At 70.3% G+C, this 26,417-nt stretch carries 23 protein-coding genes; 6 read left to right on the top strand and 17 right to left on the bottom strand.

Annotated elements, in window-relative coordinates; all coding sequences use genetic code 11:
* Positions 1–25 precede the first annotated feature (25 nt).
* Positions 26–442, bottom strand: coding sequence for a BON domain-containing protein (locus NUG21_RS04350; protein ID WP_019796628.1), 417 nt, complete (start codon positions 440–442; stop codon positions 26–28).
* A gap of 144 nt (positions 443–586) precedes the next feature.
* On the opposite strand from NUG21_RS04350, the gene NUG21_RS04345 reads away from it, so the two are divergent.
* Entirely contained in the window at positions 587–1,627 is a 1,041-nt protein-coding gene (locus NUG21_RS04345) for an oxidoreductase (RefSeq protein WP_263392385.1), read from the top strand.
* Between the two features lie 10 nt (positions 1,628–1,637).
* Here the strand turns inward: NUG21_RS04345 and gnd are convergent, their stop codons facing one another.
* A complete protein-coding gene (gene gnd / locus NUG21_RS04340; RefSeq protein ID WP_263392384.1) occupies positions 1,638–2,582 on the bottom strand; it encodes a phosphogluconate dehydrogenase (NAD(+)-dependent, decarboxylating) in 945 nt (314 codons plus the stop codon).
* Positions 2,583–2,651: 69 nt separating this feature from the next.
* A complete protein-coding gene (locus tag NUG21_RS04335) occupies positions 2,652–3,953 on the bottom strand; it encodes a hypothetical protein (protein WP_263392383.1) in 1,302 nt (433 codons plus the stop codon).
* A 183-nt stretch (positions 3,954–4,136) separates the two neighbouring features.
* Between NUG21_RS04335 and NUG21_RS04330 the strand changes: the two genes are divergently transcribed.
* Complete coding sequence (locus NUG21_RS04330) at positions 4,137–5,027, top strand: TIGR01777 family oxidoreductase (RefSeq protein WP_242082007.1); 891 nt, start codon at positions 4,137–4,139, stop codon at positions 5,025–5,027.
* A 140-nt stretch (positions 5,028–5,167) separates the two neighbouring features.
* Here NUG21_RS04330 and NUG21_RS04325 read toward each other — a convergent pair whose 3' ends face one another.
* The 6 genes from NUG21_RS04325 to NUG21_RS04300 form a co-directional block, all read right to left on the bottom strand.
* Complete coding sequence (locus NUG21_RS04325; protein WP_160945432.1) at positions 5,168–5,536, bottom strand: glycine zipper 2TM domain-containing protein; 369 nt, start codon at positions 5,534–5,536, stop codon at positions 5,168–5,170.
* Positions 5,537–5,667: 131 nt separating this feature from the next.
* A complete protein-coding gene (locus NUG21_RS04320; RefSeq protein ID WP_263392382.1) occupies positions 5,668–6,399 on the bottom strand; it encodes a DUF2242 domain-containing protein in 732 nt (243 codons plus the stop codon).
* 124 nt (positions 6,400–6,523) lie between these two features.
* Positions 6,524–7,573: a TRM11 family SAM-dependent methyltransferase gene (locus tag NUG21_RS04315; RefSeq protein WP_263392381.1), complete on the bottom strand. Its 1,050-nt coding sequence runs from the start codon at positions 7,571–7,573 to the stop codon at positions 6,524–6,526.
* Positions 7,566–8,672, bottom strand: coding sequence for a hypothetical protein (locus NUG21_RS04310; protein WP_263392380.1), 1,107 nt, complete (start codon positions 8,670–8,672; stop codon positions 7,566–7,568). The genes NUG21_RS04315 and NUG21_RS04310 overlap by 8 nt, the downstream gene beginning before the upstream one ends.
* Before the next feature lie 9 nt (positions 8,673–8,681).
* Positions 8,682–10,106, bottom strand: a complete 1,425-nt coding sequence (locus tag NUG21_RS04305) for a nicotinate phosphoribosyltransferase (protein WP_263392379.1) — start codon at positions 10,104–10,106, stop codon at positions 8,682–8,684.
* A 60-nt stretch (positions 10,107–10,166) separates the two neighbouring features.
* The gene (locus tag NUG21_RS04300; protein ID WP_019796534.1) at positions 10,167–11,222 is read right to left on the bottom strand and encodes a bifunctional nicotinamide-nucleotide adenylyltransferase/Nudix hydroxylase; all 1,056 of its coding nucleotides are present in this window, start codon (positions 11,220–11,222) and stop codon (positions 10,167–10,169) included.
* Positions 11,223–11,514: 292 nt separating this feature from the next.
* On the opposite strand from NUG21_RS04300, the gene NUG21_RS04295 reads away from it, so the two are divergent.
* Together NUG21_RS04295 and NUG21_RS04290 are read left to right on the top strand one after the other, a co-directional pair.
* Positions 11,515–12,513: an arabinogalactan endo-1,4-beta-galactosidase gene (locus NUG21_RS04295; protein ID WP_019796533.1), complete on the top strand. Its 999-nt coding sequence runs from the start codon at positions 11,515–11,517 to the stop codon at positions 12,511–12,513.
* Positions 12,514–12,599: 86 nt separating this feature from the next.
* Complete coding sequence (locus tag NUG21_RS04290; RefSeq protein WP_019796532.1) at positions 12,600–13,481, top strand: endonuclease/exonuclease/phosphatase family protein; 882 nt, start codon at positions 12,600–12,602, stop codon at positions 13,479–13,481.
* 572 nt (positions 13,482–14,053) lie between these two features.
* Here NUG21_RS04290 and NUG21_RS04285 read toward each other — a convergent pair.
* The gene (locus NUG21_RS04285) at positions 14,054–14,953 is read right to left on the bottom strand and encodes a LysR family transcriptional regulator (protein WP_263392378.1); all 900 of its coding nucleotides are present in this window, start codon (positions 14,951–14,953) and stop codon (positions 14,054–14,056) included.
* Positions 14,954–15,039: 86 nt separating this feature from the next.
* On the opposite strand from NUG21_RS04285, the gene NUG21_RS04280 reads away from it, so the two are divergent.
* Positions 15,040–15,837 carry a sulfite exporter TauE/SafE family protein gene (locus NUG21_RS04280; protein ID WP_263392377.1) on the top strand — a complete coding sequence of 266 codons (798 nt, stop codon included), beginning with the start codon at positions 15,040–15,042 and terminating at the stop codon, positions 15,835–15,837.
* A 274-nt stretch (positions 15,838–16,111) separates the two neighbouring features.
* Here the strand turns inward: NUG21_RS04280 and NUG21_RS04275 are convergent, their stop codons facing one another.
* The 4 genes from NUG21_RS04275 to NUG21_RS04260 form a co-directional block, all read right to left on the bottom strand.
* Entirely contained in the window at positions 16,112–18,289 is a 2,178-nt protein-coding gene (locus NUG21_RS04275) for a carboxy terminal-processing peptidase (protein WP_017908122.1), read from the bottom strand.
* A gap of 228 nt (positions 18,290–18,517) precedes the next feature.
* On the bottom strand, positions 18,518–19,528 hold the full coding sequence (gene lipA / locus NUG21_RS04270) for a lipoyl synthase (RefSeq protein WP_242081998.1): 1,011 nt from the start codon (positions 19,526–19,528) through the stop codon (positions 18,518–18,520).
* Between the two features lie 22 nt (positions 19,529–19,550).
* Positions 19,551–20,258: a lipoyl(octanoyl) transferase LipB gene (lipB, locus tag NUG21_RS04265; protein ID WP_242160879.1), complete on the bottom strand. Its 708-nt coding sequence runs from the start codon at positions 20,256–20,258 to the stop codon at positions 19,551–19,553.
* Positions 20,246–20,524: a YbeD family protein gene (locus NUG21_RS04260; protein ID WP_160945443.1), complete on the bottom strand. Its 279-nt coding sequence runs from the start codon at positions 20,522–20,524 to the stop codon at positions 20,246–20,248. Before NUG21_RS04260 ends, lipB begins: the two co-directional genes overlap by 13 nt.
* 333 nt (positions 20,525–20,857) lie before the next feature.
* On the opposite strand from NUG21_RS04260, the gene NUG21_RS04255 reads away from it, so the two are divergent.
* A complete protein-coding gene (locus NUG21_RS04255) occupies positions 20,858–21,913 on the top strand; it encodes a lipid A deacylase LpxR family protein (protein ID WP_263392376.1) in 1,056 nt (351 codons plus the stop codon).
* 218 nt (positions 21,914–22,131) lie between these two features.
* Here NUG21_RS04255 and NUG21_RS04250 read toward each other — a convergent pair whose 3' ends face one another.
* The 3 genes from NUG21_RS04250 to mltB all read right to left on the bottom strand — a co-directional run bounded on the left by NUG21_RS04250 (position 22,132) and on the right by mltB (position 26,108).
* Complete coding sequence (locus NUG21_RS04250) at positions 22,132–23,343, bottom strand: D-alanyl-D-alanine carboxypeptidase family protein (RefSeq protein ID WP_048491032.1); 1,212 nt, start codon at positions 23,341–23,343, stop codon at positions 22,132–22,134.
* 150 nt (positions 23,344–23,493) lie between these two features.
* Entirely contained in the window at positions 23,494–24,978 is a 1,485-nt protein-coding gene (locus NUG21_RS04245; protein ID WP_263392375.1) for a septal ring lytic transglycosylase RlpA family protein, read from the bottom strand.
* Entirely contained in the window at positions 24,975–26,108 is a 1,134-nt protein-coding gene (gene mltB, locus NUG21_RS04240; RefSeq protein WP_160945446.1) for a lytic murein transglycosylase B, read from the bottom strand. The genes NUG21_RS04245 and mltB overlap by 4 nt, the downstream gene beginning before the upstream one ends.
* Positions 26,109–26,417 lie beyond the last annotated feature (309 nt).

Here is a 26,417-nt window from a genome sequence, read left to right as displayed (position 1 = left end):
CACCCGCGGCCGCGGATCGCACTACTTACTTCTTGGCAGCCGCGCTGACCTTCAGGTCGGTCGCATCCACCTTCTTGACCCCGTCGATCTTCTTGGCGACCGCCACGGCCTTGTCCTTCTCTGCCTTGGTCGCGACCGCGCCGGACAGCTTGACGGTGCCGTTGACGGTATCGACCTTGATCTCGGTGCCCGACACGTTCTTGGTCGCCAGCAGATCGGCCTTCACCTTGGTGGTGATCCAGGTGTCGGTGACCGGCTCCTTGGAGTCGTGGTGGCCTGCCTCGTGGGCGGTCGTGTCGTGCTGCATGGTGTCCTGCTGGCCCATGGTGCCGTGGTCCTTGGCGCCGGTGGACTGGCCGGCCGCGAACGCCTGGCCCGCGCCGAACGCAAAACCGGCCACCAGGGTGGCGCCAAGCAGGGTGCGTGCATTGATCGTTTTCATCGTGTCTTCCTCCGCTGAAGGTGCGCGCAGTCTCCACCACGCCGTCGTACAGGCGGCGTGACCGCCGAATCGCCGCAGCGTGAATGCGCAATCCGCCGACATGGGCCGCGCGATACTGGATTCCCGTCGCTCTCGCCCGCGCCCATGTCCGACTTCAATCTCGCCCTGCTCGGCTTCGGCTATGTCGGCCGTACCTTCCATGCACCGCTGATCGCCCACACGCCCGGCCTGCGCCTGCACACCGTGGTCTCGCGCCAGGCAGACGCCGTGAACGCGGCCTGGCCGCAGGCGCATGTGGTTGCGGATGCGGCGCAGGCCTTCGCCGATCCGCAGATCGACGCCGTGGTGATCGCCACGCCCAATCAGACCCACGCGCCGCTGGCGCTGGCCGCGCTGGCGCATGGCAAGCACGTGCTGGTGGACAAGCCGTTCACCCTGGACGTGGCCGAAGCACAGCAGGTGCTCGAGCAGGCGCAGCGGGCCGGCCGCATCGTCAGCGTGTTCCAGAACCGGCGCTGGGACGGCGACTTCCTCGGTGTGCGCGCGTTGCTGGAAGCCGGCACGCTGGGCGAGATCGCCGAGTTCCATTCGCACTTCGACCGCCATCGCCCGCAGGTGGGCGACCGCTGGCGCGAGCACGCCCTGCCCGGCTCCGGGCTGTGGTTCGACCTCGGGCCGCACCTGCTCGACCAGGCGCTGCAGCTGTTCGGACCGCCGCAGGCGGTGCAGACCGACCTGGCACTGCAGCGCCCCGGCGCACAGGCCGTGGACTATGTACACGCGGTCCTGCGCTATCCGCGGCTGCGGGTGGTGCTGCATGCCGGCTCGCTGGTCGCCGCGAACGGGCTGCGCTTCGCGATCCACGGCAGCGGCGGCAGCTATCTCAAGCACGGCCTGGATACGCAGGAAGCGCAGTTGCGCGCGGGCGTGGCGCCGGGCGCGCCGGAGTGGGGCGAGGATCCCCTGCCCGGCCAACTGCGTCTGGTCGGCGCCGACGGCACGCATTCGGTACAGACCCTGCCGGCACACCGCGGCGATTACCGCGACTGCTATGCGGCCTTTCGCGAAGCGCTGGCCGGGCGCGGGCCTGCGCCGGTGGATGCGGCGCAGGCGCTGGCGGTGATGCGGCTGCTGGAGGCGGGCGTGCGCAGCGCCGCCTCCGGCTGCAGCGTGACGCTGGACTGAGCGGCGCGGGTCAGGCGGGACGCGTGCCGCCCGGCGCGGGCGCGTCGCCGCCCTCGTGCTTGATCGCATGGCCGCCGAACTGGTTGCGCATCGCCGCCAGCAGCTTGTCGGCGAACGAGTCGTCGTCGCGCGAGCGCAGCCGTTCCAGCAGCGAGAGCGTGATCACCGGCGCCGGCACGTCTAGGTCGATCGCCTCGGCCACGGTCCAGCGGCCTTCGCCGGAGTCCTGCACGTACGGCGCGATCCCGGCCAGGGTCGGATTGGCGCCCAGCGCGTCCGCGCACAGGTCCAGCAGCCACGAACGCACCACGCTGCCCTGGCGCCAGACCTCGGCGACCTGGTGCAGATCCAGCGCGAACTCCTGCTTGCGCCCCATCAGCGCGAAGCCCTCGGCGTAGGCCTGCATCATCCCGTACTCGATGCCGTTGTGGACCATCTTGGTGAAGTGGCCGGCGCCGCTCGGGCCGACATGGCCCCAGCCGGCATCGACCGCCGGTGCCAGGGTCGCGAACACGTCGTGCAGGCGCTGCACCGCGGCGGTGTCGCCGCCGATCATCAGGCTGTAGCCCTCGCGCAGTCCCCACACGCCGCCGCTGGTGCCGCAGTCGACATAGGCGATGCCGTGCGCGGCGAGTTCGCCGGCGCGGCGCATCGAATCCTTGTAGTAGGAATTGCCGCCGTCGATCACCACGTCGCCCTTGCCCAGCAGCGGCAGCAACGCCGCCAGGGTGTCGTCGACGACCTTGCCGGCGGGCACCATCAGCCACACCGCGCGCGGCGCCGGCAGCGCCGCGATCAGCGCGGCCATGCTGTCGACCGCGTCCACCCCGCGCTGCTGCGCCGAGCTGCGCGCGGCCTCGCCCAGGTCGAAGCCGACCACGCGATGCCCGCCGCGCACCAGCCGCTCGGCCATGTTGGCGCCCATCCGGCCCAAGCCTACAAGTCCCAGTTCCATGCGTCGTTCCCGGTTCGAAAAAAGGAGGGTTAGGGTCTCACGAAGCGGCGGCGCCGACGTGACGCGCAGCTAAGGCGCCGCTGCGGCGGCCGGCACCGGCGCCTGCGCGCAGTCGCGCAGTTGCAGGTCGCGCCAGCGCCGGTACAGCGTGGTGTGCAGGTTGTGCAGGGTCAGTTCGACCGCGAACGGCGTGCGCGGGTTGCGGTCCAGCAGCCGCACCACGTGGTAGCCGATCGGCTTGACGCCCTTGGGATGCACGTAGACCTGAAAGCCACGGTAGAACGGATCGTCGAGCAGGGCATCCAGTTGCGCGAGCACGGCCTGCTGCGCGGGATCCAGGCGTGCGCGCAGCGCCGGGGCGCGATCGTACAGCAGGCGCTCGAAGCGTTCGCGCCCGGGACCGCGCAGCGCCCGCGCCAGTTCCCAGATGCGCCGGTTCTGGCCGTCGTAGTACGCGAAGCCACCGTGCGTGCGCAGCGCGGCGGCGGCCTCGGCGCTGACCGCGGCGACCACGAAGTTCTCCGCCTGGTTGTTGATGTCGTCCAGGTAGCGGCGTTCGAACACATGCACGATGTAGCCCGGCGCACCGAGGAAGGCGGCACGGCCGCGTTGCGCGGTCTTGGCCGCCTTGCCGTCGGCGAAGAAATCGCCGGCGTGCGCGCCGAGCAGGACGCTGTCGGTGTCGTGCAGGGTCAGGAAGGTGCCGATCGACAGTTCGTCGGCGCTGAACGCACGATCGAACGCGGCATCGCCATACAGTTCGCGCTGCGTGGCCAATTGCGCGATCTGCCGGCCGACGCCGCATTCCGAACGCACATGGCCGCTGTAGAACGTCTCGATCGCCTGCGCATTGCCGCCTGCCGGGCGATAGCCGCGGCCGAAGCTGCGGAAGCGCTCCCAGCCCTGCGCCTGCGCGCCGCGCACGCCGAAGCCGATCCAGCCCAGCTGCAGCGCCGAGAAGCGATAGCCGGGATTGTCCTGCAGCCGCGCGACCGCGCGCGTCGTGGCCGCGCCCAGTCGCAGGAAATAGCCGCACTGCGTCGCCGGCGTGTCCAGCAAGGCGCGCAGCGCCTGCCGACGCTGCGCGTCGTTCCAGGCAGCGGGCAAGGCCACCTGCAGATCGCCGTGCGCCTGCGCCTCGGCCAGCGAACCGCGCTGGCACGGCGCGCCGGCCGCGATCTGCGGCTGGGCGGCGGCAGTGCTGCCGATGCGCCAGCCCAGCCGCTCCAGCAGCGCGGCCAGGCAGGTCGCGCTGGCCTGGTCGGCCGGCGCCGGCGTGGCGTCGGCCGCGGCACTGGCCAGCAGTGCGGCCAACAGCAGGCCGACGCCGCGGCGACGCGCAACGCGAGCGAACCTGAGTGATCGAATCATGCAGCGGGCATCGCGGGCAGGAACTCCGTCGGCCGCAGCGGCGGCGGCGCCGGTGCAGCCTGCCGCATCGCCCGTGCAGGCGTCGCGAAGTCATCCGGTCCCCCACCACCCGTGCGGCGTTCACTCTTCCGCCATGCCCGACGCACCTACACTGCGGCTCTCTTGGCGCAAGCGACCCCCTGCATGCACGTGCTCGTTACCGGAGGCACCGGATTCATCGGCCGCGCGCTGTGCGCTGCCCTGCTCGACGCGGGGTACAAGGTCAGCGTGCTCACCCGCGACCCGGCACGCGCAGCGCGCCTGTTGCCGGCGGTGCAGACGCTGGATGACCTGCAGCGCGCCGGACCGGCCGATGCGGTGGTCAACCTCGCCGGCGAACCGCTGGGCGAGGGCCGCTGGAGCGCCACCCGCAAGCGCCGCTTCCGGACCTCGCGCATCGGCACCACCCGCGCCCTGATCGACTGGATGAGCGGGCTCGACGCCGCGCGGCGCCCGGGCTGCCTGATCTCCGGCTCGGCGATCGGCTACTACGGCGATCGCGGCGACGAGGTCTTGGACGAAACCAGCACGCCCGGCGACGACTTTTCCGCACAGCTGTGCCGCGACTGGGAAGCGGAGGCGCTGCGCGCGCAGGACCTGGGCGTGCGCACCAGCCTGGTCCGCACCGGCGTGGTGCTGGGCCGCGACGGCGGCGCACTGGCGCGGATGCTGCTGCCGTTCCGGTTCGGGATGGGCGGGCGCATGGGCGATGGCCGCCAGTGGATGAGCTGGATCCACCGCGACGACCAGGTCGGGCTGCTGCTGTGGCTGCTGCAGCACGGCGGCGAAGGCGCCTACGACGCCACCGCGCCGGCGCCGGTGACCAATGCCGCGTTCGCGCAGCAACTCGCCGCCACCCTGCATCGTCCGGCACTGCTGCCGATGCCGGCGGCGGCATTGCGCCTGGCCTTCGGCGAGATGGCCGACCTGTTGCTGGGCAGCCAGCGCGTCCTGCCGACGCGCGCACAGCGCGAGGGCTATGTGTTCCGCTACCCGCAACTGGACGCAGCGCTGCGCGCCGTGCTCGCCGACTGAGCCACTGCGGAGGCGCCGCGTCGCCCAGCGCCGCAATCAGTACCGAAACGAAAACGCCCCGGCGGAGGCCTCCGCCGGGGCGTTGCACCAGGTCGCCGCGCCGGCGTCAGGCGCCGGTCGACGCGATGCGTTGGTGCGACTCAATAGCGCTTGCAGACGGTCTCGACCACGCGGTTGCCGTTGGCCTGCTGGCGCTGGCCCTGGATGTAGCGGCCGGTGGCGCCGCCGGCGACCGCGCCGCCGACCGTGGCCAGCTTGCGGCCATCGCCCTTGCCGATCTGGTTGCCGAGCAGGCCGCCGATCGCCGCACCGGCCAGCGTGCCGCCGAGGCGGTCGGGGTCGGTGCTGTTCTTGCGCACCGCGACCTTCTTGCAGTGCACGCGGGTGCCGTCGCTGAAGCGGCGGCCGTTGTCCTCGGGGCCGTAGTGGCGCTGCGCCTCGGCCAGCGGCGCGGCGGCCGTGGCGATGGCGAGCACGGAAAGACACAAGGCGGACTTGAGAGTGTTCATGCTGATTGCTCCTGGGTGGCGGAGCCGATGCACAAGCACCGCGCTCTCGACGGGCGCCACCTTCTCACCCACTTCGCGAATGGTTCGTGAAGCGAAATCGCGCGGATTCAGCTTCCGCAGCGGGGCCTGAATCAGTCGGCGCCGCCGGGTTCGCCGCTCTGCGGCGCCGTCGTCGCAGGCGGCTGCGTCGCGGTGGTGGCCGCGGGTGCCGGCGGTGGCACAGGCGTCGCCGTGGGCATCGGAGTCTGCATCACCGGCGCTGCCGGAGTCGGTGCCGGCGCCGGTGCGGTCACGGCCGCCACGGCGGGCGGATGCGCAGGCGGCTCCGGTGCCGGCTTGTTCTTGGGCAGGTACTCGCTCATCAACTGGAAAAAGCGCTTGTAGAAGTCGCCGTCCTGCACCGTGCTGCTGGCCACGCGCACCATCGAGTCGTCGCTGCTGCCGATCGGCAGCGAGACCGAACCGAGCACGCCGACGCCGACGCTGGCCGAGGTCGGGCTCTTCTTCAGCGCATAGCGGTCCTGCAACGCACTGACGAACACCCAGGATTCGTCCTGCCCATGCGCCACGCAGGACACCCGCAACTCGAGCTGCTCGTGCAACTCGTCGCTGGGCTGGAAGTTCTTGGTGCCTTCCACCGCATCGGCGGTGGCCTTGGAGACCACATAGCCCTGGCTCAGCAGGGCGCGGCGCGCCGATTCGCAGGCCTGCGCCGGCTGCACCGGGTAGTTGCGCGAATAGGTGTTGTCGGAATTGAAGGTCTCTTTCACCAGGCCGTCCTGCTTGCGGGCGAAGCAGCCGCTCAGGCCGATCGCGATCAGCGCGAGCGCGGGAATGGCGAGAACCTTGGAGGGAGCGGACATAGGCCGTTGACCGGAGAGAGGGAACCGCGGCAAAGAATAGCCGCAAGCGCGTCGGCGCGGCCTTGACGCCGGCGCGGCCGCTCATCCCGCGGTTAGCGAGGTGCGCGGCGTGGGCCGCGCCGACTCAGGCGGCGGCGGGTTCCAGCGCCAGGTCCACGCGCAGCAGGCCGCCGTCGTGGGCGCGGCGTTCGGCGCGCAGGTAATGATGGGCATCGAGCAGTTCCAGGGTCGGCGGCGCCGCCAGCGGCTCGCCCCACAGGCTCAGCAGGAAGCCACGCGCGCGCAGCCATTCGAGCAGCCGCAGCAGCCCGTCCAGGTCGCGCGGCAGCAGCAGGTCGACGTCGCCGGGCGGGCGCGGTGCCGCCGCCGGATCGCCCAGCCAGTGCGGATAGCTGCCGTACAGCGCAAAGGCGAAGCCGTCGGCACGCAGGGCCGCCAGCAACTGCGCCGTGCCGGGCAGGTCGATGGGCTGGCGCCGGTGCTGGAAGATCAGCGCGTACTCGTGGCTGCGGTCGTTGCGGGTGTCGCCGGGCGCCAGCGGCTGCGCCGTCTCGCGCGGGTAGCACAGCACGCGCTCAGGACAGGGCGCGAACAGGCTGCCGAGGATCCGGGCCAGGTCCCAGGCCTGCGGCACGGTGGCGTCGCCGAGCTGCACGTTCTCCACCATCGCGATGCAGAAGCCGTCTTCGCGCAGGACACGGCGCACGCCATGGAACACTGCACGCAGGCCATGCAGGTAGGCGGCGTAGTCGGCGCTGGCGTAGAGCTGGCCGGGTGCCGCCGCGGCCGGCCAGGCGCAGCCGAAGTACGGCACGTTGGTCAGGCACAGGTCCACCGGCACGGCCGGCATGCACTGGGGCAAGCCGCCGTCCAGCACCTCGGCCTGCAGGCCGAGCCGCTGCAGCCGTTCGCGCGCCAGCCGCGCGCGCGCCGGGTCGATCTCCAGGCCGATGCCGTGGCGACCTTCCAGCTCGGCGGCGAGCAAGGTGCTGCCGAAGCCGCAGAACGGATCCAGCACGCGTGCGCCGCGCGCGCTGAAGTGGCGCACGAACGGACGCATCTGCCCGACCCAGCCGCAGTCGCGTGCGCCCAGCGGATCGCGCTGGCGCAGATCCTCCGGTAGCCGATGTTGCGGCGGATCCGGCGACGGCGTCCACCAGCTGCGGCTATCCATGCGGCGCCCGCCACAGCAGATCGCGGTCCGGCTGCCAGCCGGCGCACAGCCGCCCATCGGCGAAGAACACCAGCTTGTAGATGTCGCCGCTGTCGTGGCGCGCGTGCATCGCGCCGTAGTCGGAGGTCTCGAATACCACCTCCATGCCGTCGGCGCTGGCCAGGCGCACATTCCAGAAGTAGTAGCCCTCGGTGATCTGCAGCGGCTGCAGCGCACCCCACCACGGCGCCGCCATGCAGGCGCCGAGGACCTGCTCCACCGCGACCCGCGCCTGCGCCAGATAGCGCGCGGTGCCGCCGTCGCGGTAGCCGTCGCCGAGTCGGGAGAACTCGCGGAAGATCACCGTGCGCGCCCCGCAGGCGCGCGCCCAGTCCAGGTAGGCGGCGACGCCGTCGGCGTCGGCGATGCCGCCGTGCTGCAGGATGCACACCAGGCGCAGCGGCAGCGCTTCGGCGATGCGCTGGGCGGTGGCGACGAAGACGTCCGCATCGGCGATCGCCTCGCCAGGGCGGAAACGCATGATCGCGTCGTTGCGCGCCTGCTGCGGATGATGCCGCGACAGTTCGATCCACGACAGGTCGAAGCGCTGCAAGGCCTGCAACAGCGCATCGCCGTGGCCGCGGGCAAAACCGGCGCCGTTGCTGTACAGCACCCGCTGTTCGACCAACAGGCCGTCGCGCTCGGCCGCGCCCAGGGTCTGCAGCAGTTCCAGGAACCAGGCTTCGTCGTCGGTCATCTCCAGCCCCGACAGCGAATGCGACAGCGGCAGCCCGTGCAGTTGCGCCAGCGCCTGGCGCAGTTGCGCGAAGTAGTGCGGCGGCGGCCGCAGGCTGGCCGCGGCGGTGCCGCCGCTCTGCGGCCGCAGGGTTTCCGAGCAGAAGCGGCAGCGCGCCGAACACGGCCGCACCGATGCGTAGGGAGTGAAGGTCACTGGCTGCGCGACGCGGTAGCCGCGCGCGCCGATGCGCTGCTGGCGCCAGCGCGACGCATCCGCCGCGGCCGGCACCCGCCATTCCAGATGGGGGGTGCTGGCGCGCAGCGCGGCGAACAGCGGCGAGCCGCCGCTCAACGGCGGCGCACTCGGCAGGGAGGCGTGCATGGCCGCCTCCTACAGGCGCGCGGCGTTCGCGCGCTCGCGTACCTCGGCGAAGGTCCAGTCGTGCAGCAGGCGGCCGTTCTCCCACACGGTGACCATCGCATCGTCGTAGCCGGCCGGGCCGGCGACCGCTTCGGCCGACACCGCGTCTGGCGGCACCGGCTCGGTGCGATAGCTGCCGTACTCGCGGTGCCGCAGCAGGCGCATGCGGCCGCGCTTGCTGAGCTTGCCCTTGTCGGTGACCGGATCCTTGTAGACATCGATCCAGCGGCCGTCGACGCGCGCGGCCGAGCACTTCAACGCGAACTTCTGGGTGTCGCGGTCGAGCCGCTGCAGCAACGCGCCGCCCATGCCGAAGGCCAGGTTGTCGGTGGCGTAGCCGGCGCTGGTGATGCGCTCCAGGATCGCGCGGATGCTGGTCGGGTTGACCCCGTCGCCCTGGATCACCCGCACGTGGTTGAGCACCTTGTAGCCCTTGCCGTTGACGCTGTGGCCGAAGGCCTCGTCGAGCAGTTCCAGGCACTGGTGCACCACCGCCACCGGATCGCCGGAGTCGGGGCGGATCACCACGGTGGCGCCGGAGGCGATCACTTCCTCGCGCAGCGTGGTACCCCAGTGCTCGCGGATCGCGTGGAAGATGTCGTAGCTGTCCGATACCACTGCGACCACGCCGCCGGGCTTGCCGAACTGCTTGAGCATATTGCGGTAGGCCTCGACCTCGCGCTCGCGGCCCCAACTGGTGATGGTGCTGTGCTCGGCGGCAGGAATCGAATAGCCGGCCATCGGCTCGTGGTAATGCGCGCGCGCCAGCAACAGCCCGGATACGGTATCGGTGCCGAGGAAGTTGACCAGGTGCGCCGCGCCGCCGATCGCGGCCGATTCCAGGCTGGACACGCCGCGCGCGCCGAAGTCGTGCAGCTTGAACGGCAACTGCCCATCCGGATCGTCGCTGGTGCGCTCCAGGAACTGGCGCAGGGTCTGCTTGGCATGCCAGCTCACCGTGGCCACCGTCACCGGGTACCAGATGCGCAGCAGCAGCGTCTCCAGGTACGACGGCACCCAGTAGGCCTGCGCGTCGGTGGACTCGATGGTCATCAGCGCGTTGTGGGTCGGCACCACGCTGCCCTCGGGCACGGCGCGGATACGGATCGGCAACTGGCCGCCGAGGCGGTCGACGATGTCGCGCCAGCCGGCCTCGTTGAACGGCTCGCCGTGCGCGGCGAACAGATCGCGCGCCTCGTCGATGTCGGCATGGGTGACGGGGCGGCCCAGCGCCTCCTTGAGGATCGACTGCAGGCCGAAGAACACGGTGCGGTCGTAGACGCCGCCGCGCGATTCCACATAGAAGAACGTGGCGTCGGTACCGGGCGGGTACTGCAGCCAGTGGCTGGCCTTGTAGCTATCGGTGTTGAGCAGCAGGTTGTTCAGGCATTGCATGACGGAAGCTCCTTCGCGTCGGGGAAAGCCGGCGGTCTGTCCGCCAGCCGGGAGGCCGCGTCAACCGCGGCCCAGGAAGAATTCGAGCAGGTGCAGGTGGTCTTCGAACAGTTTCGGGCCCATGCCCAGCACTTCGCTGACCGGCACCCAGCGCGCCTTGTCGGCGTCGTCGCCGCCGCGCACCTCGGGCAGTTCGCCGAACACGAACTCGAAGTGGAAGGCATGGGTGATGGTGCGCCCGCGCAGGCTGCGCTCGGGGTGGTCGAACACGTGGCGGTTCTTCAGCGAACCCTTGAGCACCGGCACCGGGATCTTCAGCCGGGTCTCCTCGCGCAGTTCGCGCAGGCAGGCGTCGAGGATGCTCTCGTGCTGGCCGACGAAGCCGCCCGGCAGCGCCCACAGGCCCTTGCCCGGCGCCGCGCGGCGGCGCACCAGCAGCACGTGTCCGGAATGCACCACCACCGCGTCGGCGGTGACGAAGGTCGGCGGATACGGCGCCTCCTTCCAGGCCGCGCGGTACTGCTCGATGAACTGGTATTCGGCGAGCAGTTCGGCATACGACGGCGAGTTCTTGCGGAACGCCTCGAGCATGTCGAAGACCGGCGCCGGCACGTTGCCGCGCAGCATCAGCAGCGCGCCGTGGAAATCGATGCTGCCGGCCTCGAACAGGTAACGGCGCAGCTCGGTCGCCGACAGCGTTTCGGTGTGCTGCACGTCGACCAGCGGCCACTGCGGGAACTCGCGCAGGTAATAGCTGCTGGCGTCCTTGTCCATGCCGATCAGGCCGATCCGCGCCTCGGCGCTGCCACCGTCGCTGCGCACCGCCTCGGCCACCGTGGACTGCACCGCGGCGATCCATTGGCTTTCGTTGTACAGGTGGTCGCGCAGCGGTCGCAGGATCAGGCGTTCGCTCGCACCCTCGAGCGCCGCCTGGATCATCACGCTGCGCTCGGCAACGGTCCAGGGATTGCGGATGGTACGAGGCGTCTCGGCCGAGCCGATCAGGAAGATGAGTTTCTGGCCACGCGCCAGGGCGTGGCGGGCAACGGCGGCATGGCCGTTGTGGAAGGGCTCGAAGCGCCCGATGAACACCAGATAGTCGAACTCCATGAGCATCCCTCACGGTTGGATGGATCGCCGCGGGTCTGTCCCTTGGCGTGGGCGAAATGCTACGCCGATGCCGCATCGCGTCAAGTGACGCACCGCGCAGATTCATCGGCCATCCAGACAGCGCGTCCGGACGCGTGCCAGCGCCGCTGCAGTGCAGCGCGCGTCGCCAAGGCGATCGCGCTAGCCTCGTGCGCGCCGCGGCCAAGGGGACACAGCCCGGCAGTCCTGCCGGCCGCCGTTCGGGGCCGCGCGACCCCCTCCTTCCCTCCTTCCCTCCTTCCATCACTGCGAGAATCGCATGAACCGATCGAGCAAGCGCGTGTCCGCCTGGCTGCTGGTGTTGTTGCTCGCCTGCCTGTGTGCGCCGGCCATGGCGCAGACCTTCGCCAAGGGCGCCGATGTCAGTTGGATCGACCAGCAGGAGAGCAGCGGGCGCGTGTTCCGCAACGCCTCCGGTGCCACCACCGACTTCTTCTCGCTGCTCAAGGGCGCCGGGGTCAACGCGATCCGGTTGCGCGTGTGGGTCAATCCGCAAGGCGGCTGGAACGACGGCGCCGACACGCTGAACATGGCCAAGCGCGCCAAGGCGCAGGGCATGCGCATCATGATCGACTTCCACTACAGCGACAGTTGGGCCGACCCCGGCAAGCAGACCAAGCCGGCGGCCTGGAACGGCCACGACTTCGCCACCCTGGTGAAGGACGTGTACGCGCACACCAGCGGCATCCTGTCCTATCTCAAGTCCAACGGCATCGACGTGAGCTGGGTGCAGGTGGGCAACGAGATCAACAGCGGCATGCTGTGGCCGGACGGCAAGACACCCAACTTCGGCAACCTCGCGCAGCTGATCAACAGCGGCTACAACGCCAGCAAGTCGGTCTACCCCAACGCCAAGGTGGTGGTGCACCTGGCCAACGGCTACGACAACGCGACCTTCCGCTGGTTCTTCGACGGCCTCAAGTCGGCCGGCGGCAAGTGGGACGTGGTCGGCATGTCGCACTACCCGTCCCCCAATGCCTGGCAGAGCGCCAACACCCAGATCGCCAGCAACATGCAGGACATGGTGGCGCGCTACGGCTCGGACGTGATCGTCAGCGAGGTCGGCATGGACTGGCAGCAGGCCGCCACCACCCGCGCGATGCTGGCCGATCTGCTCACCAGGACGCGCGCGCTCGGCAGCCGCGGCCTGGGCGTGTTCTATTGGGAACCCGACGCCTACCCGGGCTGGCAGGGCTACACGATGGGTGCGGTCAACAACAACGGGCAGCTGACCCAGGCGCTGTCGGCGTTCAACTGATCGCCGCTCGACAGGCGCGCCGCGCGGTGGTCACCGACACCACCGCCGTGCCACCATCGCGCGTTCCGCTCCTGTCGAGATCTGCCATGTCGCTGTCGCTGTCGTCCGCGCGCAAGCTCGCGCTCCCTCTGCTGCTGGTGCTGGGCGTGTGCATTGCGCCGGCGCAGGCACATAAGCCGGCGCCGCCCGCCGCGCCGGCCCCGCTCAAGGTGATGAGCTTCAACGTGCGCGTGCCGGTCGACACCGACGGCGACAAGCGCTGGGACGTGCGCCGCAGTGCGATGGCCGCGCTGATCCGCACGCAGCATCCCGACGTGTTCGGCACCCAGGAACTGGTCAAGCGCCAGGCCGACTACCTGGCCGCGCAACTGCCGGAGTACCGCTGGTTCGGCCCCAGCCGCGACGGCAAGGACGACGGCGAACGCATGGGCGTGTTCTACGACAGCCAAAAACTGAAGCTGGTGGAGTCGGGACACTTCTGGCTGTCGGACACGCCGGAGGTGATGGGCAGCATCAGCTGGGGCCATCCGCTGCCGCGCATGGTCAACTGGGGGCTGTTCGAGCGCATCGGCGATGGCCGCCGCTTCTACCTGTTCGATACCCACCTGCCCTATCGCGACGAGGACGAAGCCGCGCGCGCCAAGGGCGCGGCGCTGATCGTGTCGCGCCTGAAAGCGCTGCCGGCGGACGTGCCGGTGGTGCTGACCGGCGACTTCAACACGGTGCCGGACTCGCCGACCTACCGCACCCTCACCGCCAGCCTGGCCGACGCGCGCACGCAGGTGGCGCAGCCGCAGGGCCCGGAAGCGACCTTCCACGATTTCACCGGCCACCCGGACCGGCGCATCGACTGGATCTTCTCGCGCGGCCTGCAGGCCACCCACTACGCTACGCTCGACGCGCGGCCGCAGGGCCACTGGCCGTCGGACCACTTCCCGGTGATCGCCACGTTCGCCTGGCCGCAGTGACGCGCGTGGGCCTGCGGCATGGGTCGCAGGCCCCACGATCGGCAGCGGTTCCCATCTGTTCGGAATCAGCCGCGACGAGGCGCCAGCGGTAACGCCTGTCGCGGCTGAAGCCGCTCCTACGAGGCAACGTCATGCCCGGCGAGGCAGACGGTGCGCTAACGAAGTGCCGCTCCTCGTAGGAGCGGCTTCAGCCGCGACGCGCATGACGCGAAAGGGCTCGGCGTGGCTGGCTGGCCAAGGCCACATCGAGCGCTGCAAGACAGGCGATACCTCCGGCACAGCCAAAGCAGAAGCGCGTGATCCGCGCAGTGCTTCAGTCGCGATCTCGCACCGGAAAGCATCCGGCTCCGATAGCAGTCGGGACTGAAGTCCCACAGGAAGCAACTGCGCTGACAGAGGGCCGGGCGTCCGCAGGAGCGGCGTCAGCCGCGACACGCGTCACCGGGGAACAGCCGTCGCAAGCGATCCCGAACAGCGTAGCAAGGCCCGCGCCTGCCGGTTGACGATGCCTCGCTGCACCAGTGCGCAAGCGCATCGTCAGAGGCGTCCGTCGTGCGCCAGCCGGCGGATCCTCAGGCCTCCGGCGCGGCATGCGCACGCAGCCAGTCCAATACCCGCTGCACCGGCGGCGACGGCGCCGGTGTCGGCCGCCATACGATCGACAACCGGCGCAGCGCCCACGGCTCCTGCAGCGGCACCGCGACCAGCTGCGCGCGCACGCTGACCCGCTCCAGCGCCGCCTGCGGCAGGATCGCCACGCCGGCGCCGCGCGCCAGCATCCGGCACAACGGTTCGATGCCGTGCACCTGCGCACGCAGGCGCAACTGCCCGCCTGTGCGCGCGGCCTGCGTGCGCAAATGCCGCTGCAGCGCACTGTCCTCGGCGAGCCCGAGAAACTGTGCCTGCCACAGCTCCGAAAACCGCAGTTGCGGCGCCTGCGCCAGCGGGTGCGTGGCCGCGGCCACCAGCACCAGCCGGTCCTGCCGGAACGGGTGCGCGTGCAGGCCCTGCAGATCGGCATGGTCGGCGATCACCGCCAGATCGGCGCGTTGCTCGCGCAGCGCGTCGGCCGCGGCGACGCTGCCTTGCTCGCGCAGCGCCAGATCGATGCGCGGATGCGCCACCAGGAATTCGGCCAGCACCTCCGGCAGCCATTCCGACAACGCCGCGGTATTGGCCAGCAGGCGCACGCTGGTCGGGTGGCCGCCGGCGTACTCGCCCAGTTCGCTGCGCATCGCCTCGGCCTGGCCCAGCAACTGCCGCGCGTGCCGCAGCAACGCGGTGCCGGCCGCGGTGAGGCCGACGCCGCGCGGGCCGCGCTCGAACAACGCAACCTCGAGCTGCGTTTCCAGCGCGCGGATGCGGGCACTGGCGGCGGCCAGCGACAGCGCCGCGCGGTCGGCGCCGGCGGTGATGCTGCCGGCCTCGGCCACCGCCAGGAACAGCCGCAGATCGGTGAAATCCAGATGCATCGGCACTCCCGCCTTCGTCGTTGCCGAAGTCTGCCTGAAGCATTCGCGCATTGTCCGGCCGCCGCGGCGCGCCGATGCTGGCCCCCATGGACACCCTCGCGCCGCACCTGCTGCCGATCGCCCTGGTCTTCCTGCTCGCCGGCGGCGTCAAGGGCGTGGCCGGCATGGGCCTGCCGACGGTGGCGATGGGCCTGCTCGGGCTGTGGCTGATGCCGACCGAGGCCGCGGCACTGCTGGCGCTGCCGTCGCTGCTGACCAACCTGCAACAGGCATGGGGCGCCGGCACCGGCACGCTGCTGCGGCGGCTGTGGCCGCTGCTGGCGTGCATCATCGCCGGTACCTGGTGCAGCGCCGGCATCCTCGCCGGCGCCGACCCGCGGCTGGCGCGCGCCGGGCTGGGCGCGTTGCTGGCGCTATACGCCGTGCTGGGCCTGGTCCAGTGGCAGGGCCGCCTGTCGCCCTCGCAGGCGCGCTGGGCGGCCCCACCGGTGGGCCTGGCGACCGGTCTGCTGACCGGCGCCACCGGCGTGTTCGTGTTGCCGGTGCTGCCCTACCTGGTGGCGTTGCACCTGCCGCGGGACACGCTGATGCGCGCCCTGGGCAGTTGCTTCGCCGCGGCCACCCTGGCGCTGGCCGCGGCCCTGATCGCGCACGGCGCCTTCCCCAGGCAGGCGCTAGGCCCCTCGTTGCTGGCGCTATTGCCCACCGCGATCGGCATGTGGCTGGGCGCGCGGCTGCGCGAGCGCATTTCCGCCAGCGCGTTCCGTCGCGTGTTCTTCCTGACCCTGCTGGGGCTGGGCCTGCATCAGCTGTGGCAGGCGTGGGTTGAAGACGTGATTTCGCCGCGGCACCGGTCAGCCGTAGGACGACCCGGCATCCCCTAGAAGCCCTGTCGCGGCTGAAGCCGCTCCTACGACACAACACGGCAAGGACGCGGCGGACCAGACGCCGCATTCGGGTGCGTGCCGATCACCAGGCCGTGGCCTGCCGGCCCGCGCAGCCCGCCGGTTCCTCCGCACGCACCGACACCGATACCCTGGACCGATCGGCCGGCGCACGACGATGGCGCAGACCGGGACCCAACCCGAACCTGCAACGAAAAACGCGCCACCGCTGAGCGATGGCGCGTTCGTGTTCGCACGACGGTGGAGCGTGGACTCAGTCGGCCCAGCGCCCCGGGCCGGTGGACTGCGGCAGCACCTGCACCGACAGCGGACGGTCCTTCTCCAGCAGGTTGACCGCATCGCTCAGGATCGACGCCGATTCGCGCAGCAGCGGGTCCGGGCGCTTGTCGACCAGCTTCTCGCGTGCGGCATCCTTGACGATGTCGCGCTCGTTGCCGGTCAGGCCGTCGTCGCTGCTGTCGTCGGCGAGCGGATCCAGCGGCAGGCCGAGCTGCTTGCGGATCTCCTGGCGCTGCTTGCGCTGCGCGTCCTGCTTCTCACGCTCGGCGCGGCGCTCGGCCTCGTTGAGCACCACATACTTCTTCGCCGCCTCGGTGCGGAACTGGCGCACGTCCTCTTCCCACCACTGGAATTCCTTGTCGTTGGCGATGCGCGTGGTGTGCAGCGCCTCCAGCTTAGGCAGCAGCGGCGCGAAATTGCCGTACTGGGTGTGCGGCACCGCGGCGATGCGGCTCCACGGCAGAGCATTGTCGTAGGTGCTTTCGCCGAACTCGGTGGCATCGACGCTGGCCGGGAAGGCGATGTCCGGCACCACGCCCTTGTGCTGGGTGCTGCTGCCGCTGACGCGGAAGAACTGGGCGATGGTCAGCTTGACCTGGCCGAAGCGGTCGGTCTCGTTGGCCGGCCAGCGGTCCAGGTCGACGATGTTCTGCACCGTGCCCTTGCCGAAGCTGGTCTCGCCGATGATCAGGCCGCGGCCGTAATCCTGGATGGCGCCGGCGAAGATCTCCGACGCCGAGGCCGACCCGCGGTTGATCAGCACCGCCAGCGGGCCGTCCCAGGCCACGGCCGGATTCTGGTCGCTGTTGACGGTGACGCGGCCGCCGGATTCGCGCACCTGCACCACCGGACCCTGCTCGATGAACAGGCCGGTCAGCTCGATCGCCTCATCCAGCGAACCGCCGCCGTTGTTGCGCAGGTCCAGCACCACGCCGTCGACCTTGTCGGTCTTGAACCCGGCCAGCAGCTTGGCCACGTCGCGGGTCGCCGAGGCATAGTCCTTGGCGTTGCGACGGCGGCCTTCGAAGTCCTGGTAGAACGCCGGCAGCTTGATCACGCCAATGCGCCGCGCCGGCTCGCCGTCCTTCGCCGGCAATTCGATGGTCTCGCCCTTGGCGGCCTGTTCGGCCAGGCGCACCTTCTGCCGGGTCAGCAGCACCTGGCGGTGCTTGCCGTCCACGCCGGCCTCGGCCGGGATGTATTCCAGGCGCACCTGGGTGTCCTTGTCGCCGCGGATCTTGGCGACGACGTCGTCGATGCGCCAGCCGATCACGTCCTCGACCGGGCCGCTCTTGCCCTGGCCGACGCCGACGATGCGGTCGCCCGGCTTGAGCGTGCCGTCCAGCGCCGCCGGACCGCCTGGGATCACCTCGCGGATCACCACCAGGTCGTCCTGCTTCTGCAACTGCGCACCGATGCCTTCCAGCGACAGCGACATCTGCTGGTTGAAGTTCTCGGCGGTGCGCGGAGTGAAGTAGTCGGTGTGCGGATCGACCGTGTTGGTGTAGGCGTTCATGAAGAACTGGAACACGTCCTCGCTCTTCAGTTCCTTCACCGAGTCGTCGAGGTTGGCGTAGCGCTTGTCCAGGGTCTTGCGGATGTCTTCCGGCTTCTTGCCGGCGAGCTTGAGCCGCAGCCAGTCGTTCATCACCGACTTGCGCCACAGCGCATCCAGCTCCTGGTCGTCCTTGGCCCACGGCGCGTTCTTGCGGTCGTACTCGAACTTCTCGTCGCCGTCGAAGTTGAAGTCCTGCTTGAGCAGCTTGCGCGCGTAGGCGATGCGCTCGTCCACCCGCTGCCGGTACACGGCGAAGATCTGGAACGCCGGTTCCAGCTGGCCGGAGGCGATGTTGGCGCCGAGGTTGTTCTGGAAGCTGGCGAACTTGTCGACGTCGGCCTGGGTGAAGAACTGCTTGCTGCCGTCGAGGGTCTCCAGGTACTTCTTGAAGACCTCCTTGGAGGTCGCCTCGTCGAGGGCGCGCGGCCGGTAGGCGTAGCGGCTGTCGGACAGCAGGCCGTACACCAGCTTGGCGGTGGTGGCCTGGTCGGCGGTGGCAGCGGCCGGCAGTGCGGGCGCATCGGTCCGGGCGAACAGCGCCAGCGGTGCGGTCAGCGCAAACGCCAGCAGGAAGGCGGAAGCTTTGAATTTCATCTGGGGACTCTCGGCACCAGGCCGTCAGGGGGGCAGCACATCGCGTGAGACAACACGACAGTGACGCAAGTTGCAGGCCGTGTCACCTGTTCATGAAGCAGACTAGCGGCCGACCTGCGCAGAAGTGTGAACGCTGCCGGTGCGAGCCGTGCGGACGGCGGTGCTGCGGCGACGAACGCGCAGCGCCGGCGCGACAGGACGCGCGGCGCGCGATCGCGCGGATGCGGCTCAGGCAGCGACGCCAGCGCCGGCCGCCTGGCGATCGGCGTGGTAGGAGGACCGCACCATCGGCCCGGAGGCGACGTGGCTGAAGCCCAGCGCGTTGCCGTACTCCTCCAGCGCCTTGTACTCGTCCGGGGTCCAGTAGCGCATCACCGGGTGGTGATGGGCGGTCGGCTGCAGGTACTGGCCGATGGTGACCATGTCCACGTCGTGCGCACGCAGGTCGCGCAGGGTCGCCTGCACCTGCTCCAGGGTCTCGCCCAGGCCGAGCATGATGCCGGACTTGGTGGCGATGGCCGGGTGCTGCGCCTTGAACTTCTTCAGCAGGGTCAGCGACCACTGGTAGTCGGCGCCGGGACGCACGTTGGGATACAGGTCCGGCACCGTCTCGATGTTGTGGTTGAACACGTCTGGCGGGTTGGTCGCCAGGATCTCCAGCGCGCGGTCCATGCGGCCCTTGCCGCGGAAGTCCGGGGTCAGGATCTCGATGCGGGTGGTCGGCGCGGCCACGCGGATCGCGCCGATGCAGTCGGCGAAATGCTGGGCGCCGCCGTCGCGCAGGTCGTCGCGGTCGACGCTGGTCACCACCACGTACTTCAGGCCCATGTCGGCCACGGTCTGCGCCAGGCTGGCCGGCTCGCCGGCATCCGGCGGCTTGGGCCGGCCATGGGCGACATCGCAGAACGAGCAGCGCCGGGTGCAGACCTCGCCCAGGATCATGAAGGTGGCGGTGCCGTGGCCGAAGCACTCGTGGATGTTCGGGCAACTGGCCTCTTCGCAGACGGTGACCAGGCGGTTCTCGCGCAGCTTGGCCTTGAGGTTCTGCACCGCATTGCCGGAGGGAATGCGTACGCGGATCCACGACGGTTTGCGCAGCACCGGCGCGTCGGCGAACTGCACCGGCGAGCGCGCGATCTTGTCGCCGCCCAACTGCTTGACACCGGTCTGCAGCGGCGCGGACGCGCTGTCGCCGGAAAGGACCTGCAAGGGGATGGAGCGTGCGCTGGGCTGGGTCATGGCGTGGTCGGCGGGCAGGCGGTCAGGCCGCGTGCGTGAGCGAGAGATCGGGCAAGGCGTCGAGCGGCTGCAGGGTCAGCCCGAACTGGCGCGCCAGTTGGGCCAGCAGGACCGGAGTGACCGCCTGCATGCCGGAGGGACCGCCCAAGTCTAGCACCGCGGTCACCTGCAGGCCCTGGTAGCCGCAGGGATTGATCCGGTGGAACGGCTCCAGGTCCATCGCCACGTTGAACGACAGGCCGTGGAAGGTGCAGCCGCGGCGCACGCGGATGCCGAGCGCGGCGACCTTGGCACCGCCGACATAGACGCCCGGCGCGCCGTCGCGGCGCTGGCCGAGGATGTTCCATTCGTCGAGGGTGTCGATGATCGCCTGCTCGATCCGGCACACGTAATCGCGCACGCCGATGTGCAGCCGTCGCAGGTCCAGCAGCGGGTACACCACCAACTGGCCGGGGCCATGGTAGGTGACCTGCCCGCCGCGATCGACCTGCAGTACCGGAATGTCGCCGGGCGCCAGCACGTGTTCCGGCTTGCCGGCCTGGCCGAGGGTGAACACCGGGTCGTGTTCGACCACCCACAGTTCGTCGGGCGTGGCCTCGTCGCGCGCGTCGGTGAAGCGCTGCATCGCCCGCCACACCGGCTCGTAGGGCTGGCGGCCCAGCTGGCGCACCCGGCACGGCGGCAGCGTCGGTGCCGGCGCCAGGGGCGCGTCCTCGGCTACAGCGTCCACTTCACTTCCGGGTGCTCGCGCAGCGCCTGGTGCGCGGCGTCGTACTGGGCGCGGTCGACGGCGCGGAAGGCGATGCGGACCGACACGTACTTGCCGTTGGACGAATGCTTCCAGCTGATGCGCTCCTCCATCACCTCCACGCCGGCGGCGACGAGCAGGCGCGGCAGTTCGGCCTCCAGGCCGGTGTTGGCGGTACCCATGGCGCTGAGTTCGAACACGCCGGGGAACTGGAAACCGTGATCGGGGTTGTCGGAAGTGATGTCCATGCCCGCATTATCGGGCCGGCGCCGGGCAAACCCAAGGCCGCGCCGGTGGGTAGCGAAGCAGCCCTCGGCGCCGGCGCGTCCGAGGCGCCCGGCGGTCAGGCGCCAATGCCCCTGCGCGCAGGGGCATTGGCTTCCTGCTCGCACGTCGCACTACCGCCTTCACACCGCAAGCGGGCAAATGGGACGGACAAACCCAAGCGGACGAATTTGTCCGCCGACGCGCATACACCTATCCTTGTCGCACGGGCTGCGTTCATGGTCCCTGCTGTTCACCCCTGCCACCGGCGGCGGGCGGGCGGCGCCGTCCCCCTCCTCCGAACAGAGACGCCATTCATGCCGTCATCGCGCCCGCTTCTTCCGCTGGCTGTTGCCCTCGCCCTCATCGCCGCGCCCGCAGCGGCCACCGCGCAATGCCCACGCGACACCCTGGAAGCGACCGCGCCGACGGTCAACTTCCGCGTCGACAACGACCTGTTCGGCGGCGCCGGCCAGGACCAGGGCTATACCAACGGGTTCGGCCTGATCCTGGTCTCGCCGAATCTGCGCGACTACACCGACGACCCCTGCCTGCCGCGGCTGGCGCGGACGGTGAACCGCGCGCTGACATGGTTGCAGCCAAACAGCGACTTCACCCAGCGCAACATGACCTTCGCGATCGGCCAGGCGCTGTTCACCCCCACCGACAAGACCCGCCGCGACCTGATCGAGGACGATCGTCCCTACGCCGGCCTGTTGCTGATGAACATCGGCTACAACGCGCGCAACGACGAGCGCCTGCGCACCACGCAACTCACCCTGGGCCTGATCGGCCCGTCAGCGCAGGGCAAGCAGGTGCAGGATGCAGTGCACGAACTGCTCGGCGACGCCAAGTTCCAGGGCTGGGACAACCAGTTGCACGACGAGCCGGTATTCCGCGTGCTGCACGAACGGCTGCGCCGCTGGTCCGGCGACGGCAGCCGCGACGGCTGGGGGTGGGACGCGATCAGCCACTGGGGCGGCGCGCTCGGCACGCTGGATACCCACGCCAATGCCGGCATGGAACTGCGCCTGGGCTGGAAGCTGCCCGACGATTTCGGCAGTTCGCCGCTGCGCCCTGCCGGCGAAAACGTCGCCCCGCCGGCCAGCAGCGTCGGCAGCGGCTGGTCGGCGCACCTGTTCGTGACCAGCGACGGCCGCTGGGTGCTGCGCGACATCACCCTGGATGGCAACACCTTCCGCGACAGCCACAGCGTGAAGAAGCGCCCCTTCGTCGGCGACGCCGGCATCGGCCTGGCGGTGATGCGCGGCAAATGGAAGTTCGCGCTCGCCCGCTACTGGCGCACCCGCGAGTTCGACCTGCAGCGGCAGACGCCGGTGTTTGGGAGTTTTACGGTGAGCAGGCGGCTTTAACCGCCGGGTTTTGGGAGTCGGGATTAGGGATTCGAAGGTCTTCGCGAGCGCGCAGTGCCGTAGGAGCGGCTTCAGCCGCGACGCTTTATCGGTAAGGCGTCGCGGCTGAAGCCGCTCCTACGAAGAGCGAGAGGCGGCACGCACGCGCTGTTGCCACCAATCCCCAATCCCCAAGAAAAAAGCCGGCGTCAGCCGGCTTTTTTCGCGAGGAGAGGAACTTATTCCGATTCCCACCACATCCAGAAGCTGTCCCACAGACGCTTGAAGAAGCCGGCCTCGTCGACCGCCTTCAGCGCCACCAGCGGGGCCTGCGCCACCACCTTGCCGTCCAGGGTCACCTTGACCATGCCGATCGCCTGGCCCTGCTTGATCGGGGCCTCCAGGGTCTTGGGCACTTCGATCGAGGGCTTCAGTTCGTTGTAGCGGCCGCGCGGCACGCTGACCAGCAGCGGCTGCGCCACGCCCAGCAGCACCTGCTTCTCGGTGCCCTTCCACACGCGCTGCTGCGCGACCTGCTTGCCCGGCTCGTACAGGCTGTGGGTCTCGAAGAAGCGGAAGCCCCAGTTCAGCAGCGCCAGGCTGTCCTCGGCGCGCTGCTTCTCGGAGCTGTCGCCCATCACCACCGCGATCAGGCGCTGGTCGCCGCGCTTGGCCGAGCTGAGCAGGCAGTAGCCGGCTTCGGAGGTGTGGCCGGTCTTGATGCCGTCCACGCTGGGGTCGCGCCACAGCAGCAGGTTGCGGTTCGGCTGGGTGATGTCGCCGACGCGGAATTCCTTGATCTTGTTGTACGCGTAGGTTTCCGGATAGTCGCGCACCATCGCCCGGCCCAGCAGCGCCAGATCGTAGGCGGTGGTGTAGTGGCCTTCGGCCGACAGGCCGTGGGCGTTGACGAAGTGCGAACCGGTCATGCCGATCTTCTTCGCGTACTCGTTCATCAGCGACGCGAAGGCTTCCTCGCTGCCGGCGGTATGTTCGGCCAGCGCGATCGCCGCGTCGTTGCCGGACTGGATCGCCATGCCCTTTTCCATGTCTTCCAGGCGCGCGGTCTTGTTGACCGGGAAGCCGCTGTAGCTGCCGTCGGTGCCGGCGCCGCCCTCGCGCCAGGCGCGCTCGCTGAGCATGACCTGGTCGTCGCGGGTGATCTTGCCCAGCTTCAGTTCGGCCGCGATCACGTACGAGGTCATCACCTTGGTAATGCTGGCCGGGGCCACGCGTTCGTGTTCGTTCTCGCCGGCCAGCACTTGGCCGGTGGCGTAATCCATCAGCACCCAGGACTTGGAGACGGCCGGCTTCGGCGCGGGCGGGATCGCCACGGTGGCCGGAGCGGCGGCAGCGGCGGCCGGCGGCGCGGGAACCGGACCGGGCGTCTGCGCGGAAACCAGGCCGACGGCGAACGTGGCCACGGCAGCGACGGCGAAGCGGAATTTCATCTAAAACGACTCCTGGCGGGCCCGAAGGCCGATGGAAAACGCGACATTGTAGGCCGAGCCGGCGCCCGGGCAGACGCACACACGCTGCCGCCACGACCCGGCGTTAAGCCATCGGCATGGCCGCACGCCCGCAGCCGCGGGCGCGACGCCTCAATCCTTGACGATCTGCGGCCGGCCGAAGCCCAGGCCGGCGATGCGCGCGGCCAGTTCCGCGGCGCGACCATGGTCCTCGGCGGCCACCCGCAGCCGCCACAGGGTCCGGCCACCGGAGACGATATCGCTGACGCTGGCGCCGACGATGCCGGCCGAGGCCAGCTGCGACAGCGCGCGGTTGGCGTTCTCGCGGCTGGCGAAGCTGGCCACCTGCAGCAGGATGCCGAGCGGCCCGCGCGCGCTGTCGGCCTCGGGACGCGGAGCGACAGTGGCGACCGCCCTGGGCGGCGTTGCGGGCGTCGCCACCGCGACGCTCGGCGCGGCCACGGCGGCTGCAGGTGCGGCAGTGGGCGTGGCGGTCGCGGTGCCGCGCGAGCCGCGCCCCGGCGTGCTCGCCGCGGCCACGCTGGGGGCGGGCGTGCCCGGCTTGCCGGTGGCCACGCGCACGCCGCGCGACTTCATCCAGGCGTCGAAGCGGTCGGCGTCGCCGACCCGGCCCGGCGCGTCCTGGACGCGATAGCGCCACCGCTCGCCTTCCGGCAGCGCCGCGGCCGTGGCCGTCGCCGCTGCCGCGGTGGGCGCGGCGACCGCGGCCGGGACGGCGCGCGCCGGCACGGTCGTGGCAGCGGCCACCGTGGTGCCGGCCGATCCGGCCGACTTCGCCGGCAGGGCCTTCACCAAATCGTCCATCTGCGCCGCGCGCCGCACCGCGGCGGGATCGCGCGTGACGGTATCGCTGCGCGCGCTGGCCAGCAGCGTCGCCGGCGCACGGCCGGTGCGGCGCCGCGCCAGCAGGTCGCCGTTGTCGGCCGGGGTCAGTCCGCGCACTTCCACGCGGCCGGTGCCCTTGCCGGTGATGCCGAGCTTGACCGCAGCTGCGTAGCTCAGGTCGATCAGCCGGTCGTCGTGGAACGGGCCGCGGTCGTTGATCCGCACCACCACCGATTCGCCGTTGTCCAGGTTGGTGACCAGGGCGAAGCTGGGCAGCGGCAGGGTCTTGTGCGCCGCGGTGAACGCGTACATGTCGTAGACCTCGCGGTTGGAGGTCAGCCGGCCATGGAACTTGCTGCCGTAGTACGAGGCGGTACCGCGCTCGACGTAGCTGTGCGGATCGTCGATGACCACGTACTCGCGGCCCAGCACCATGTACGGGGAGCGGTTGCCGATCGCCGACCGCGGCTCGTCGGTGACCAGCGGCTCGGGGATGCAGGCAACGTTGGGCACGTAGTCCGGGGTGGTGTCGCGCACGCCGGGCGCGTACAGGCCGCCGGCGGTGTAGTTGCCGCGCTTGGACGGGTCTTCCTTGGCCGGCGCGTAGGGCGAGGTCGAGGGGCAGCCGGTGGCGACGTGCGCCGGGCCCTTACCCTCGACCCGGATGCCGGGCCCGGCGCCGCCGGCGGTCTTCTTCGGGGCGCTGCTGCAGGCGGCCAGCGCCAGCACAGCGACGACGGGAGCGATCCGGAGCAGCGCGTTCGGGTTCATGCCGGGGGTAACTCCTTGCCGGCGATGGCCTGGGACAGTTGATACACGGCCATCGCGTACATCTTGGAATTGTTGTAGCGGGTGATCGCGTAGTAGTTCTGGAAGCCCAGCCAGTACTGCTTGCCGGCGCTGCCGTCGAGCGCGATCGGGGTGGCGGTGGCGCCAGCCGGCACCGGCACGGTCGGCGTGTAGCCGCGCGCGGCCAGGTCGGCCAGGGTGTAGGTCGGCGTCCAGTCGGTCGGATTGAATTCCTCGGCACCGGGACGCAGCGTGGCCGGCACCGCGACCAGCCCGTCGCGCACCCAGCCGCCCTTCTTGACGAAGTAGTTGGCGATGGACGAGAACGCGTCGTCGTAGTCGGTGAACAGGTTGCGCTTGCCGTCGCCATCGCCGTCGACCGCGAACTGGCGGTAGCTGGAGGGCATGAACTGGCCCAGGCCCATCGCGCCGGCATAGCTGCCGATCAGCGTGGTGATGTCCAGGTTCTCCTCGCGCGCCAGCGCGAACAGCTGGCCGAGCTCATCGCGGAAGAACAGCTCGCGGCGCACTTCGCGCTCGAGCTTGGCCGGATCGCCGCTGCGCGGATAGCGGAACGCCAGCGTGTACAGCGCGTCCAGCACGCGGTAGGAACCGGCGTTCTTGCCGTAGCTGGTCTCCACGCCGATGATCGCGACGATGGTCTCGGCCGGCACGCCGGTGCGCGCCTGCACCCGCTGCAGTTCGTCGCGGTGCGTGGCCAGGAACGCGCGGCCGCCGTCGATGCGCGCCTGGCTGATGAACATCGGCCGGTACTCGCTCCACGGCTTGACCCGCTCGGCCGGGCGCGACATCGCCGCGACGATCGCATCCTTGAACTGCGCCTGCGCCAGGGTCGCCTCGATCTGCGCCGGATCGATGCCGTACTTGGCCGCGGTGTCGCGGACGAAGTTGGCGCGGGCGACCTCGAACGGCACCGGGGTCAGGTCCACCGGCGGCGCCTGCACCGCCTCGGGCGCGGCTTCGACCGGCGGTGCCGGGCGTGGGGCCGGCGGCGGCGCGCTGGCCTGCGGCGGCGAAGGCGGCGCCTTGGGCTGGGTCGCGCATGCGACCAGGCCAAGCGTGAGCAGGCAAATCAGCGAGCGTCGGATCATGCCGGCAGACTACCAGATTCAAGATGAATTTCTACCAATAACGCCATGAAACAAAAGAAGTTTGCTCCGGGTCAAGTGCGCCTGCAGCATTCTCTCCCTGGGGCTCCCTGCACTTCCGGGGTTGCCGCTGCCGCAGCGTGAGACGCCGGCCCGGAGTGCCCGTCCGCGGCGGCGCAAGATTCTCCGCGTGATAGCGCTCTCGCAACGAGCGGACGGCAGGCCGCGCAACGGAGCGCGCGAGCAGCATGGGCATGGACCGCCCTCGCCGCGCATTCGCCCCTGGCCGCGTCTCGCAAAACCAGTGAGGAC

The sequence above is a fragment of the Xanthomonas sp. CFBP 8445 genome (assembly GCF_025666235.1).
Taxonomy (GTDB): Bacteria; Pseudomonadota; Gammaproteobacteria; order Xanthomonadales; family Xanthomonadaceae; genus Xanthomonas_A; species Xanthomonas_A indica.
The sequence above is the reverse complement of the archived record's forward strand: the minus strand, read 5'-3'. Positions and strand labels throughout refer to the sequence as shown.